This is a genomic window from Kitasatospora sp. NPDC032121 (genome assembly GCF_055580145.1).
The window spans coordinates 19,214-32,546 of record NZ_JBVILX010000008.1; the positions used below are offsets into that span (position 1 = coordinate 19,214).

Genomic DNA, 13,333 nt, shown 5'->3' on the forward strand with positions numbered 1-13,333 from the left:
TCGGGTCGGGTTTCGGCGGGGTCTGCCTGGGCGTTGACACCGGTTACCAATCAGTAGCAGACTCCGACGATGTTACCCGAGGTAACACCCCGGTCGGCCGCACACGTCTTCGGAGGCAAGCACCATGAGCAGCACGTTCTCGCTGGATCCGGGCGCGGACCAGCTCGCCGTACGCGACTGGCTGCACGGCTTCGCCGCCGACGTGATGCGCCCGGCCGCGGCCGAGTGGGACGAGCGCGAGGAGACCCCCTGGCCGGTCATCCAGGAGGCCGCCAAGCTGGGCATCTACTCGCTGGACTTCTACGCCCAGCAGTACTTCGACCCCTCCGGCGTCGGCATCCCGATCGCCATGGAGGAGCTGTTCTGGGGCGACGCGGGCATCGGGCTGTCCATCGTCGGCACCACCCTCGCCGCCGTCGCGGTGCTGGCCAACGGCACCGACGAGCAGATCGGCACCTGGACCCCGCAGATGTTCGGCACCCCCGAGGACGTCAAGGTGGCCGCCTTCTGCTCCTCCGAGCCGGACGCCGGCTCCGACGTCTCGGCGCTGCGCACCCGGGCGGTGTACGACGAGGCCAAGGACGAGTGGGTGCTCGACGGCGCCAAGACCTGGGCCACCAACGGCGGGATCGCCGCCGTCCACGTGGTGGTCGCCACCGTCGACCCGGAGCTCGGCGCGAAGGGCCAGGCCTCCTTCGTCGTCCCGCCGGGCACCCCGGGGCTGAGCCAGGGCCAGAAGTTCAAGAAGCACGGCATCCGCGCCTCGCACACCGCCGAGGTGGTGCTGGACGGCGTCCGGGTGCCCGGCAGCTGCCTGCTCGGCGGCAAGGAGAAGCTGGACGAGCGTCTCGCCCGGGCCCGCGAGGGCGTCAAGCGCCCGGGCGGCAGGGGCAACGCGGCGATGGCCACCTTCGAGGCCTCCCGCCCGGCCGTCGGAGCGCAGGCGATCGGCATCGCCCGGGCCGCGTACGAGGTGGCGCTGGACTACGCGAAGACCCGGGAGCAGTTCGGCCGGCCGATCATCGACAACCAGGGCGTGGCCTTCCAGCTCGCCGACATGCGGACCCGGATCGACGCGGCCCGGCTGCTGGTCTGGCGGGCCTCCTGGATGGCCGTCAACAACCAGCCGTTCATTGCGGCCGAGGGCTCGATGTCCAAGCTGTACGCGGGCGAGACCGCCAAGTACGTGACCGCGCAGGCGATGCAGATCCTCGGCGGCAACGGCTTCACCCGCGAGTACCCGGTGGAACGGATGCACCGGGACAGCGCGATCTACTCGATCTTCGAGGGGACCAGCGAGATCCAGCGACTGGTGATCGCCCGGGCGATCTCGGGGATGCCGATCCGCTGACTCAGCGGGCCAGCCAGAAGGTGAGCCCGGCGGTGACCGCGCCCACCACCGCGCCGACGACGGTCTGCGCGGTGGTGTGGTCCCGCAGCACCACCCGGGACCAGCCGATCACCGGGACCAGCGGGCCGAGCAGCAGCCAGAGCGGGCCGAGCGCGACGGCGAGGCAGACCACCGCGCCGGTGGCCACGGCGGTGTGCACGGAGACCTTCCACCAGGCGGTGATCACCAGGATCGGGACCAGCGAGGCGAACATCGCCAGCACCAGCGCGGTCAGGTCGGTCGGGGCGTCCAGTGCGATCATCACCGCGAAGCTGAGCAGCACCGAGGCCATGATGAGCGGGAAGACGGTCAGCCGGCGCTGCCGCCGACCGACGTGGCGGTCCGTCACGGTGCCCCTGCGCATGCCGTAGCGGATGATCAGGGTCGGGACGACGGCGGCGAACAGGACGGCGAACAGCGCCCAGCCGATGCCGGGCCAGCCGTAGCGCAGGCCGCCCAGCAGCGGGAGCAGCGCGAGGATCACGTTCTTCGGCTCCAGGCCGTCGGTGATCCGGCGGGCCCATATCGTCCGGCTGGTGGGGGCGGGCGCGGTCTCGGCCTCGGTCGTCATCGGGGTGGTACTCCGGGGGCGTGTGGGGGCGGGCGGGTCTCGGTCGGATGATCGTATGGATCGCGGGGTGCGGCCCGAGCCCTCAGGAACAGGCGGGGCTCAGGAGCGGGCGGGACTCAGGAACGGCGGGGCTCAGAAGCGGGCGGGGCGGCCCTCCAGGAAGGCGGCCAGGCCCTCGCGGACGTCCGAGCCCTCCCGGGAGCGGAGCAGCCAGGGAGCCAGGACCTCGTCGGCCCGCTCGGGCGGGGCGTCCAGGACGGCCTTGGCCGCGCCGATGGTGTGGGTCGAGCGGTGGGTCAGCAGCCGGGCGAAGTCCAGGGCGGCGGCATCCAGTTCGGCGTCCGGCAGGACGCGTTCGGCCAGGCCCAGCGGCAGGGCGTCCCGGCCGGTCACCAACTCGCCCGAGAACAGCAGGTACTTGGCCCGGGCCGGGCCGATCAGCCGGGACAGCCGTACGGTCGGCACCGCCGAGTAGACCACGCCGAGCTTGGCCGGGGTGATCCCGAGCCGGGCGTCCTCGGCGACGAAGCGCAGGTCGCAGGCGACGGCCAGTTGGCAGCCGCCACCGACGCAGGCGCCGTGCACCACGGCGAGGGTCGGGTGCGGGAAGGCCGCCAGCGCCTCCTCGGCGGCGACGTTGGTCGCGTGGTAGGCCTCCGCGCGGTCCGGATCGCCGTACACCTCGGAGAGTTCGGCGATGTCCGCGCCCGCGCTGAAGGTGTTGCCGGCGCCGGTGAGCAGCAGGACGCGCACGCCCTCGTGGCCGGCCAGCTGCTCGAGCACCTTGGGCAGCGCCTGCCAGATCGCCAGGGTCACCGCGTTGCGGCGGTGCGGGCGGGCGAACTCCAGCACCGCGACGCCGTCCTCGCCGACGTACGCGTTGACGCCCTCGGCCTGCGCGGGCAGGGCGGAGCGGTCCCGCGTGAGCAGCGGCTGGTCCATGCGCACCTCCGGTCGGTCGTGGTGCGCCAACTCTCTCAGGCGGCGCCGGAGCCGTAGTCGCCGAGGCCGTGTTCGATCAGGGCGAAGACGCGGCGGGCCTGGTCGAGGGCCGCGGGCAGGGCGTCCGCGGCGCGCTCGCCGGCCAGCATCCGGCGCTGGTTCTCGCCGGTCAGGGTCATTTGGGCGGCGAGCAGTTGGGCGGCGGCGATCCTGGCGGTGAGCTCGTCGCCGGCCGGGTCCTGGGCCAGCAGCTCGGTCGTCAGCAGGGACTGCGCCCGGTGGTCGTAGCCGGTGGTGGCGCGCAGGAGCAGGGCCGGGGTCCGGTGGATCACCCGGACGACGTCGAGCACGACCGGGTCGTCGCTCAGCCCGGTGGAGGGGTCGAACCGCTCCAGCGCGGCCAGGTAGTGCGCGCGCAGCGCCGCCACGGCGGAGGTGCCCGGGGCGCGTTCGCGCACCACCCGGGCCGGCTCGTCGAGGTGCTGCTCCATCGGGCTCATGACCAGGTCTTCCTTGCTGGGGAAGTAGTTGAAGACGGTCATCTTGGACACCTCGGCGGCGGCCGCGATCTCGGCCACCGAGACCTGGTCGAAGCCGCGTTCGGCGAAAAGCCCGACTGCGGTGCGCCAGAGCCGGATGCCGGTCTGGATCTTCTTGCGCTCCCGCAGGGGGAGTGCGTCGAGGTCGAGGCCGGCGTCGAATCCGGGGTGGGTCGCCATGGGGGGACTGTACCAGGCTCAAATGTTGACCAGGCAGAAAGATTGGTCTGGATGAAGAATTGACCCAGTCCAAAAAGACTGCCATGGTGAGGGCGTAGCGCCGACCACCCCGGTTCCGGCGCGAACTCCGCACACCCTGGGGGGACTTGACCATGGCCGTCACCGCCGCACCCGCGCCGCCCGATGCCGCCGCCGCGCTGATGACACCCGTCCAGCGCAAGGTGGGCATGCTGCTCTGCCTGGTCACGATCGTGCTGGCGGTGCTCGACATGAACATCGTGTCGGCGGCCACCGTGCCGATCGTCCGGGACCTCGACCCCGTCCACGGCGTCGACCGGCTGCCCTGGCTGGTCAGCGCGTTCGCCCTGGCCGCCACCGCGCTGCTGCCGCTGTACGGCAGGCTCTGCGACGTGTACGGCGCCAAGCGCGTGCTGCTCGGGGCGGTCGGCACCTTCCTGCTCGGCTCGGCGCTCTGCGGGGCGGCGCAGTCGATGGGCCAGCTGATCGCCTTCCGGGCGGTGCAGGGCATCGGCGGCGGCGGGCTGATGAGCGTCACCATGGTCGTCATCGCCCAGTTCAAGGAGCCGGAGGAGCGCGGCGGCAAGGGCGGCGCGGTGGGCGGGATCGTCGCGGGCCTCGGCATGGCGGTCGGGCCGCTGGTCGGTGCGCTGTTCACCGACCACCTGGGCTGGCGGTGGATCTTCTACCTCAACCTGCCGCTCGGGCTGCTGGTCCTGGTCGGCGTCGCCCTGGTGGTCAGGGTCCCGTCGACGACCGGCCGCCGGAGCCTGGACTTCACCGGCGCGGCCCTCGCTGCGGCCTTCTCGGTCGGTCTGCTGCTGGTCACCGAGTGGGGCGGCACGGAGTACGCCTGGACGTCCCCGGTGATCCTCGGGCTGGCGGCCGCGACCCTGGGCGCGTTCGGCCTCTTCCTGTGGCGCCAGGCCGCCGCCGCCGAGCCGGTGCTGCCGCTGTCGCTGTTCCGGATCCGCGCGGTGCGGCTGGGCTTCGCGATCCAGGGCCTGGTCGGGATGGGCATGATCGGCTCGATCGTCTACGTGATGCTCTACCTGCAGGTCGCCCGGGGCGTCGCCCCGACCTCGGCCAGCCTCTACCTGATCCCGATGGCGGCCGGGATGACGGCGTCCGGGATCGTGGCCGGCCGGCTGAGCGGGCGCGGCCACTCGACCCGGACGTTCCCGGTGGTCGGCGCGGGCTGCTCGGCGCTCGCCCTCGCCCTGCTCGGCCTCAGCGGACCGGACACCGGGCTGTGGGCGGTGCTGGCCGAACTCGCCCTGCTGGGCTGCGGGCTGGGGCAGTTGATCGGCCAGCTGATCACGGTGGTGCAGGAGGCCGCGCCCCGGCACCAGCTGGGGGTGGCGACCACCGGCATCCGGTTCTTCCAGAGCCTCGGCAGCGCGCTCGGCGCGGCGCTGTTCGGCACCGTGCTGTCCCGGGTCTTCGCGGCGGGGGAGCCGGGGCGCTCGCTCGGTGCGGTGGGCGCGCTGGCCGGTGCGGCGCGGGAGCACGCGGTGCGCAGCTTCACGGACGCGGTGGACGTGGTGTTCCTGTCGGCGGGCGGGGTGCTGGCGCTGGCGCTGGTGTGCGCGCTGCGGCTGCGGTCGGCGGAGGAGGCCCCGGCCGCCTGACGGGGGTGGCGGCCGAGGCGGCGGGGCCCGGTGGGCGGGGGAGTCCACCGGGCCCCGCGCTGTCGCGGTTGCGGGCCCGGTCGGCTCCTCAGGCCCGGCCGGTCCACTCCGAGGCCAGGATGGACCAGATCTCCTTGTCGTAGCGGACCCCGTTGTACGGGAACCACTCGCGCAGGACGCCGTCGCGGGTCATGCCGACCCGCTCGGCGACCGCCCGGCTGCGGGCGTTGACGGAGGAGCACCACCACTCGGCGCGGTGCATGCCGCGGGTGACGAAGGCGTAGTCGAGCAGCTGCCTGACGGCCGCGGTGATCAGCCCGTGGCCCTCGCCGGCCGGCTCGGTCCAGGCGCCGATCTCGCAGACGCCGGACCGGGCGTCGAAGTTCACGAACATCACGCCGCCGACCAGCGTGCCGTCCAGCCAGATGCCGTAGATCCGCTTCTGGTCGGCGTTCAGGCCGTCGGCGTAGCGCTGGAGGGTGGCGCGGGCGGAGTCCAGGTCGACCGAGAAGGTGGCCCAGGGGATCCACGGGTCGGTGTGGGCGCGGGCGCGGTCCAGGTGGGTCAGGAACTCGGGGGCCTGCCAGGGCTCCAGCGGGCGCAGTTCGGCGTTCTCGGTGAGCGGTACGGCAAACACGGGGCGGCCTTTCAGGGTGGTGCCGAGGTTGGCTGGATCATTCATAACAAACGTTTGGTATGTACGATAGCCCCTATGACACCGGCCCGCGGAGACCACGACGCCCGACGTTCCGAAGTGTCCGAGGGGGTGTGGCGCGTGCTCTCCAGTCGGGGCTTCGAGGGGCTGACGCTGCGCGCGGTGGCCGCCGAACTGGGCGCCTCCACCGGGATGTTGACGCACTACTTCCCGAACAAGCGGGCGCTGCTGAGCCACGCGCTGGAGGAGTTGGACCGGCGCTCGCTGGCCCGGCCGCGGCGCACCGAGCCGGCGGACGGCGGCCCGCCGCCGTCCGGGCTGGCCCGGGTGCGGGCGTCGCTGCTGGACGTCCTGCCGCTGGACGACGAGGCCGCGGCCGACAACCGGATCTGGGTCGGCTCCTGGGACCACGCCCTGGCCGATCCGGAACTGGCGGCCGCCCACGCGGGCCGCTACGCGCGCTCGCGCACCGCGCTCACGGCGCACGTCGCGGACGCCCAGCGGCTGGGGGAGCTTCCGGCGCAGGCCGATCCGGCGGCGCTCGCGGCGGGGGCGCAGGCCTTCGTGCTGGGCCTGGTGGTGCAGGCGCTGTTCGCCCCGGAGGAGTTCCCGGCGCAGCGGCAGACGGAGCTGCTGGACGCCTATCTGGCCGGGCTGGCGGAGTAGGCCGGATCCGGTGGGCGGAGCGGGGCGGGCTGTTCCGTTCCGTTACGTGCGGGGGATTCGCCGGGAATTCCGGTAGTTCCGGTTGGCCCCGTTTTCGGCTCCGTATTCGCGGCGCTCGCCGACATGCACACGCATGGTCACGAGTTCTGCGCGATGCGTGGGCGGCTTGTTCGCCGCGGGGGATTACGCGGTGGCCCGGAACGGATACGGAAAGTGTTCGCCGGCTCGTTGGCCTGCGGAATTGCCGAGTGGTGCCCCCAGCAGGATTCGAACCTGCGACCTACCGCTTAGAAGGCGGGTGCTCTATCCGCTGAGCTATGGGGGCGGGACGGGCGGCGCCCTGGCGGGCGCGACCGTGGCCGGGATCGGGCTGGCGAGCGCCGGGGCGCGCGCTGTCCGGCCCCGTACCTGAGGGAGGGGTGGGGTGGTGGGCCCTCGCCCTGTCGGGGACAGGATAAGGGTGACCGGTTCCCCGGCCGGGTGTGACGACACCGCCGTTGGTGTGTCGGTTCGGTGGAGCGGTCCGATAATCGCAGGTGAAGGCCGTGAGTGCAGCGGTCTGGGAGTGTTCCGCGCCGGACGTTGTGCAGTCGTTACGGGGCTGCCTCCTCACCCGTTATGGATTCGGCACGGAGAATGTGCCGCCGACGGCGCGGGTGGGGGGCCTTAATCGCGCTTGCCCCGGTCGGATGACGTGCGCGGACGGCCGGCGGGGCGCGTTCCGCCGCGTGTTCCCGGGCGGGTTCGGCGGCGCGTCGGCGGGGCGGAGAGCAGCGGGTTTGTTGTCATGGCCGCGAAGAAGCGGGGGTGAAGCGGCCGCGGAGGGCTGAAATTCACCCCTGCGAGTGACAGCAGTTCCGTAGTGGCGAGTTATCCACAGGATTTCGGAAGTCGGTGGCCGGGATTTCCCCGGAAGTGCACGCTCAAGGCGCACCGGTCGATTCCGTACGGTGCATCGGCGAGAGCGGAGGGTGTGCCGTGAGCGAGACGCAGGTGACGGTGATCGGCAATGTGGCGACGGAGGTGAGCTACGGCGAAACCAGCGGCGGAGTGCCGATGGCCAACTTCCGGCTCGCCTGCACCGAGCGGAGGTACGACCGGCAGCGCGAGTGCTGGGTGGACGGCGAGACGCAGTGGGTGACGGTGACGGCCTGGCGGGCGCTGGCGGTCAATCTGATCGGCTCGCTGGCCAAGGGCGATCCGGTGCTGGTGAGCGGTCGGCTGCGGGTGCGCGAGTGGACGGAGGGGGAGGTGAAGCGGAGCCGGGTCGAGATCGACGCGCGATCGGTCGGACACGATCTCACCCGTGGTACCACGGCGTTCCGGTGGGCGGCGGGGGTGCGCGGGCAGCCGCCGGCCGGCCCCGGGCCGGGCGGCGCGGAGGCCGGGGGCGAGGTGGTGCCGGAGTGGATCGTCAGCGCGGTGGAGGCGCGCAGGGGTTCCGGGGCGCCGTACGGGGCGGCGCCCGCCCCGGCACCGGTGGCGGCAGCCGCCGTACGGGCGCTGCCGGCGGGCCGGCGGTCGGCCACGGGGGAGTCGGGAGAGGTGCCCGGGAGGGAGCGGGGAGGTGACGCCGGAGGGGTGCTCTGATCCGACGGGTCGGTGACCTTCCTGTCGACAAATATGTTGATCGAGACGGTCGTTGTACCCGCGTGCGCAATCCGACGGGATAACAGAAAACTGCACGCGAGTTTCTGGTCGGCCGTCAGCTTGTGTGGGACCTGAGGGGATTGATAACGATCCAGATACGGAATCGTCCTGATTTCGCATGGGGGTTTCGGGGCCTCCGGGGCTCAATAGGATTCGTCTGGTTCATACCCGTAGCGGTGCCACAGGGGGCACGCGCGGGACGGCAAGTCGGCGGGCCGCCCACTCGGTGCGGCCCGGCCCGGAGGGATCCCAGATGTTCCAGAGGCAGGGGCGGAGTCTGTCCCGGATAACCACTGTCATGCTCACGACCAGCTTGGCGTTGGGCGGAGGCCTGTTCGCGGCCGGTGCGGCGGCCGCTGCCGGCGCCGGTGCTCCGACCTCGGGCGTGACCGCCGAAGTCCTGAACGAGATGCTCGGCGAGAAGATCGATGTCGGGAACAGGACCGTCGACGGTGGTCTGTTCACCCTCAAGACGGACGCCGGCGAGAAGCTCCGGACGTACTGCATCGACTTCGACAACCCGGTCTACCTGGACAGCGGCGCCAGGTACCACGAGGCGGACTGGGCGTCGAGCTCCCTCAACAGCAATGCCAACGCGCCCAAGATCCGCTGGATCCTGGACAACTCGTACCCGCAGGCGGGCCTGGCGTCCCTGGCCACGGCCATCCAGGTCGACAGCCTGAGCGAAGCGGACGCCGCCGCCGGCACCCAGGCCGCGATCTGGAAGTTCTCGGACAACAAGAACGCCGTCCCGCGCAACGAGAAGGCCAAGAAGCTGCGCGACTACCTGGTCGGCGACGCCAACAAGGGCGTCGCGGCCGAGCCGAAGCCCTCGCTGACGATCTCCCCGGACTCGGCCTCCGGGAAGTCGGGCGGCAAGCTCGGCCCGTTCCTGCTGAACTCCAGCGCGAACGAGGTCAAGCTGAGCGTCACCGGCGACGCCGCGGACAAGGTCAAGCTGCTGGACAAGGACAACAAGCCGGTCAACGGCAGCCTGGCCGGCCCGATCGGCAAGGACACCCCGCTGTTCCTGGACGTGCCGGCCGGCACCCCGGACGGCAAGGCCGCCATCAGCGCCACCGCTGAGGCCAACGTGCTCAGCGGCCGGGTCTTCATGAGCAAGGTGGACAAGCAGGGCCGCCACAGCCAGACCATGATCCTGGCCAGCTCCACCAAGGTGAACGTCGCGGCCGGCGCCAAGGCCACCTGGAAGCAGGGCAAGGGCGCGCTGATCGACAGCTCCGCCAAGGAGGAGTGCGCCGCCGGCGGCGTGCGGGTGTCCGTCACCAACAGCGGTGACGAGGCCGCCACCGTCACGGTCGGCAAGCAGCAGGTCGCCGTCCAGCCGGGCAAGACCGAGACCGTGCTCGTCAAGGTCGAGGAGAAGGCCAACTACGACTTCACCGTGACCGGCCCGAACGGCTACACCAAGCAGTTCACGGGCGTCCTGGACTGCAAGGTCGGCGTGACCCCGACCCCGGCCCCGACCACCCCGGCCGCGACCCCGTCGGGCACCCCCGCCGCGACCCCGTCGGGCACCCCGAGCAACGGTGCCGGCCAGCCGGCCCCGGCGACCACCAGCGCCGCCCCGGGCACCGGTGGCCTGGCCCAGACCGGCGCCAATGACTCCACCCCGATCCTCGCCGCCGTCGCCGGTGGCCTGGTCGTGGCCGGTGGCGCCGCCGTCTTCGTCCTGCGCCGCCGCGGCCGCCACGGTCGCACCACCGCCTGAACCGGTCGGACCGGTCGAACCGACTGAACCGGTCGAACCGACGGAACCGACTGAACCGCCCGAGTGGGCCGGGAGGCACTGACCTCCCGAGGCCCTGAGAGCGGCGACCGGCCCGGCTCCCCGCACCCGCTGCGGGGAGCCGGGCCGTCCCGCGTTCGGGGCCCGGCCGGCGCACCTGGAGGGCCCGGCCGGGCCGGGGTGTTGCCGGTGGGGCGGGAGCGGCGGGGCCGCGGCGCGTGGGGAGGGGCTCCGAATACCCCCAAGGGGTCACCTGGGCGATTCGGGCCTCCGGGCCGGGTGCGGCACAATGGAAGGCTGCAAGCCGAATACTCCCGACGACGCCGGAGCGATCTCACGTGGCGGAATACATCTACACGATGCGCAAGGTGCGCAAGGCTCACGGAGACAAGGTCATCCTTGACGACGTGACGCTCAGCTTCCTCCCCGGAGCGAAGATCGGCGTCGTGGGCCCCAACGGTGCCGGTAAGTCCACCGTGCTCAAGATGATGGCCGGTCTGGAGCACCCCTCCAACGGCGACGCCTTCCTCTCGCCCGGCTTCACCGTCGGCATGCTGCTGCAGGAGCCGCCGCTCGACGAGTCCAAGACCGTCCTGGAGAACGTCCAGGACGGCGTCAAGGAGATCAAGGGGAAGCTCGACCGCTTCAACGAGATCGCCGAGCTGATGGCGACCGACTACTCGGACGCCCTGCTGGACGAGATGGGCAAGCTCCAGGAGGAGCTGGACCACGCCGAGGCCTGGGACCTGGACGCCCAGCTGGAGCAGGCCATGGACGCCCTGGGCTGCCCGCCCGGCGACTGGCCGGTCACCAAGCTCTCCGGTGGTGAGAAGCGCCGCGTCGCGCTCTGCAAGCTGCTGCTGGAGGCCCCCGACCTGCTGCTGCTCGACGAGCCCACCAACCACCTGGACGCCGAGTCGGTGAACTGGCTGGAGCAGCACCTGGAGAAGTACAAGGGCACCGTCGTGGCCGTCACCCACGACCGGTACTTCCTGGACAACGTCGCCGAGTGGATCCTGGAGCTCGACCGCGGCCGCGCCTACCCGTACGAGGGCAACTACTCCACCTACCTGGAGACCAAGCAGTCGCGTCTCAAGGTCGAGGGGCAGAAGGACGCCAAGCGCGCCAAGCGCCTCAAGGAGGAGCTGGAGTGGGTCCGCTCCAACGCCAAGGGCCGCCAGGCGAAGTCCAAGGCCCGTCTGGCCCGCTACGAGGAGATGGCGGCCGAGGCCGACAAGATGCGGAAGCTGGACTTCGAGGAGATCCAGATCCCGCCGGGCCCGCGCCTGGGCAACGTCGTCATCGAGGTCGAGAACCTCAACAAGGCCTTCGGTGAGAAGGTCCTGATCGACGACCTGAGCTTCACCCTGCCGCGCAACGGCATCGTCGGCATCATCGGCCCGAACGGCGCCGGCAAGACCACCCTGTTCAAGATGCTCCAGGACCTGGAGACCCCGGACAGCGGCACGGTCAAGGTCGGCGAGACGGTCAAGATCAGCTACGTCGACCAGACCCGCTCCAACATCGACCCGAAGAAGACCCTCTGGGAGGTCGTCTCCGACGGTCTGGACTGGATCAACGTCGGCCAGGTCGAGATGCCGTCCCGCGCCTACGTGTCGGCCTTCGGCTTCAAGGGCCCGGACCAGCAGAAGCCGGCCGGCGTGCTCTCCGGCGGCGAGCGCAACCGCCTCAACCTGGCGCTCACCCTCAAGCAGGGCGGCAACCTGCTGCTCCTCGACGAGCCCACCAACGACCTCGACGTCGAGACGCTCTCCTCGCTGGAGAACGCCCTGCTGGAGTTCCCCGGCTGCGCCGTGGTCATCTCCCACGACCGCTGGTTCCTGGACCGAGTGGCCACCCACATCCTCGCCTACGAGGGCGACAGCAAGTGGTTCTGGTTCGAGGGCAACTTCGAGTCGTACGAGAAGAACAAGATCGAGCGGCTCGGCGCCGACGCCGCCCGTCCGCACCGGGCCACCTACAAGAAGCTGACCCGAGGCTGACACCCAGCCGTCACAACGGCCCGGCAGACTGCCCTCCGGGGCGGCCTGCCGGGCCGCGGCCCGTCGCCACCGCCCGTCGCGTGACGCCCTGCGCCACCGCCGGCCGACGCCGAGAAACGGCGCCGGCGGGCGACCGGACACCGAGGAGAACTTCCGTGGCTCGCCACATCTACGCCTGCCCGCTGCGCTGGTCCGACATGGACGCCTTCGGGCACGTCAACAACGTGGTCTTCCTGCGCTACCTGGAGGAGGCCCGGATCGACTTCATGTTCACCCAGGCCGCCGCGGCCGGCGCCGGGGAGTTCGCGGGCGGCTCGGTGGTGGCCCGCCACGAGATCGACTACAAGCGTCCGCTGGTGCACCGGCCCGAGCCGGTCACCATCGAGACCTGGGTGACCAGGATCGGCGGCGCCTCGCTGACCGTCTCGTACGAGATCAAGGACGTCGCCGAGGACGGCGGCGACATCGTGTACGTCCGGGCGTCCACCGTGGTCGTCCCCTACGATCTGGCCGAGGGCCGGCCGCGCCGGATCTCGCCGGTGGAGCGGGAGTTCCTCGGCCGCTTCATGGACGAAGAGCCGGCAGTCGCCACCGTCTGACCCCATCTGACGATTCGAGCTGAACGACCGTGACCATCACCGCCCGTCTCGCCCTGACCGACACCGGGGAGGCCGTCGACCTCTCCGCCTTCCTGCTGCGCCTGCTGCGCTTCGACCGGGCGGCGGCCGTCCGGATCCAGGCGGTGGGCCCGGGTGAGGGGGACGGCGTGCTGGCTGTCTTCGGACGGCTGCCGCTGGGCGGCAGCGGTGCGCTGGCGATCCGCACCGTGCGGCTGAGCGGCCTGGACGAGGCGGTGGACCTGACCGTCTCGGCGGGCCAGTTGCTGGACGGCGTGGACACCGACGCGAGCGCCGTCGCGCTGCCGGCACCGGTGACCGGCCCTGCCTGGGCCGGGATGCTGCCGCCGCGCACCGGCTGGCGGCCGGTCGGCGCCCCGCCGGTGGCCGAGGTGTACCCGGAACTGATGGCCGGGGTGCGGGAGTTCCGCGAGCGCAGCGAGGCCGTACCGGCGCACCACCGCACCCGCGCGGTGCTGGACGCGCTGGCCGACGAGATCTGGTCCCGGCCGGTCACCGCGCTGCCCGAGCTGCCGCTGCGGGTGCCGCACGCCGCGTACGTGATCGGCTTCCTGCGGCCCGACGCCCCGCTGACCGTGCACCGGGCGGGCGGCTGGCTGCGGCTGAGCGCCCCGGCGGGCTCGGTGGTGGTGCGCACCGTGGCCGCGCCGGGCGCGGGGCTGGGGCTGAGCCCGATCCGGTGACCCCCGGCCGGATCCGG

Annotated in this window: 12 protein-coding genes and 1 tRNA gene; 8 read left to right on the forward strand and 5 right to left on the reverse strand. The window is 71.9% G+C overall.

Annotated features, from left to right (window positions below; genetic code table 11):
- The first annotated feature begins 124 nt into the window (after positions 1–124).
- Complete coding sequence (locus ACZ5OX_RS21130; RefSeq protein WP_465631931.1) at positions 125–1,351, forward strand: acyl-CoA dehydrogenase family protein; 1,227 nt, start codon at positions 125–127, stop codon at positions 1,349–1,351.
- Between the two features lies 1 nt (position 1,352).
- Here the strand turns inward: ACZ5OX_RS21130 and ACZ5OX_RS21135 are convergent, their stop codons facing one another.
- From ACZ5OX_RS21135 to ACZ5OX_RS21145, 3 genes are all read right to left on the reverse strand, one after another.
- Complete coding sequence (locus tag ACZ5OX_RS21135; RefSeq protein WP_465631933.1) at positions 1,353–1,961, reverse strand: hypothetical protein; 609 nt, start codon at positions 1,959–1,961, stop codon at positions 1,353–1,355.
- A 132-nt stretch (positions 1,962–2,093) separates the two neighbouring features.
- Positions 2,094–2,903 carry an enoyl-CoA hydratase/isomerase family protein gene (locus ACZ5OX_RS21140; RefSeq protein ID WP_449792328.1) on the reverse strand — a complete coding sequence of 270 codons (810 nt, stop codon included), beginning with the start codon at positions 2,901–2,903 and terminating at the stop codon, positions 2,094–2,096.
- A gap of 35 nt (positions 2,904–2,938) precedes the next feature.
- Positions 2,939–3,622, reverse strand: coding sequence for a TetR family transcriptional regulator (locus tag ACZ5OX_RS21145; protein WP_465631935.1), 684 nt, complete (start codon positions 3,620–3,622; stop codon positions 2,939–2,941).
- A gap of 152 nt (positions 3,623–3,774) precedes the next feature.
- Between ACZ5OX_RS21145 and ACZ5OX_RS21150 the strand changes: the two genes are divergently transcribed.
- Positions 3,775–5,271 (forward strand): MFS transporter, encoded by a 1,497-nt coding sequence (locus ACZ5OX_RS21150; protein WP_465631937.1) that lies wholly within the window; start codon positions 3,775–3,777, stop codon positions 5,269–5,271.
- 88 nt (positions 5,272–5,359) lie between these two features.
- Here the strand turns inward: ACZ5OX_RS21150 and ACZ5OX_RS21155 are convergent, their stop codons facing one another.
- Positions 5,360–5,908 carry a GNAT family N-acetyltransferase gene (locus tag ACZ5OX_RS21155; RefSeq protein WP_465632341.1) on the reverse strand — a complete coding sequence of 183 codons (549 nt, stop codon included), beginning with the start codon at positions 5,906–5,908 and terminating at the stop codon, positions 5,360–5,362.
- A gap of 75 nt (positions 5,909–5,983) precedes the next feature.
- Between ACZ5OX_RS21155 and ACZ5OX_RS21160 the strand changes: the two genes are divergently transcribed.
- Positions 5,984–6,592: a TetR/AcrR family transcriptional regulator gene (locus ACZ5OX_RS21160; protein ID WP_449792325.1), complete on the forward strand. Its 609-nt coding sequence runs from the start codon at positions 5,984–5,986 to the stop codon at positions 6,590–6,592.
- A 249-nt stretch (positions 6,593–6,841) separates the two neighbouring features.
- Here ACZ5OX_RS21160 and ACZ5OX_RS21165 read toward each other — a convergent pair.
- Positions 6,842–6,917 (reverse strand) — tRNA-Arg (locus ACZ5OX_RS21165).
- Positions 6,918–7,570: 653 nt separating this feature from the next.
- Here ACZ5OX_RS21165 and ACZ5OX_RS21170 point away from each other — a divergent pair.
- The 5 genes from ACZ5OX_RS21170 to ACZ5OX_RS21190 all read left to right on the forward strand — a co-directional run bounded on the left by ACZ5OX_RS21170 (position 7,571) and on the right by ACZ5OX_RS21190 (position 13,316).
- Positions 7,571–8,182 carry a single-stranded DNA-binding protein gene (locus ACZ5OX_RS21170; RefSeq protein WP_465631940.1) on the forward strand — a complete coding sequence of 204 codons (612 nt, stop codon included), beginning with the start codon at positions 7,571–7,573 and terminating at the stop codon, positions 8,180–8,182.
- Between the two features lie 358 nt (positions 8,183–8,540).
- Positions 8,541–9,974: a Cys-Gln thioester bond-forming surface protein gene (locus ACZ5OX_RS21175; RefSeq protein WP_465631942.1), complete on the forward strand. Its 1,434-nt coding sequence runs from the start codon at positions 8,541–8,543 to the stop codon at positions 9,972–9,974.
- Between the two features lie 356 nt (positions 9,975–10,330).
- Entirely contained in the window at positions 10,331–11,995 is a 1,665-nt protein-coding gene (ettA, locus tag ACZ5OX_RS21180; protein WP_465631944.1) for an energy-dependent translational throttle protein EttA, read from the forward strand.
- Between the two features lie 155 nt (positions 11,996–12,150).
- On the forward strand, positions 12,151–12,594 hold the full coding sequence (locus ACZ5OX_RS21185) for an acyl-CoA thioesterase (protein ID WP_392878771.1): 444 nt from the start codon (positions 12,151–12,153) through the stop codon (positions 12,592–12,594).
- 29 nt (positions 12,595–12,623) lie between these two features.
- A complete protein-coding gene (locus tag ACZ5OX_RS21190) occupies positions 12,624–13,316 on the forward strand; it encodes a DUF8185 domain-containing protein (protein ID WP_465631946.1) in 693 nt (230 codons plus the stop codon).
- The last annotated feature ends 17 nt before the right edge of the window (positions 13,317–13,333 follow it).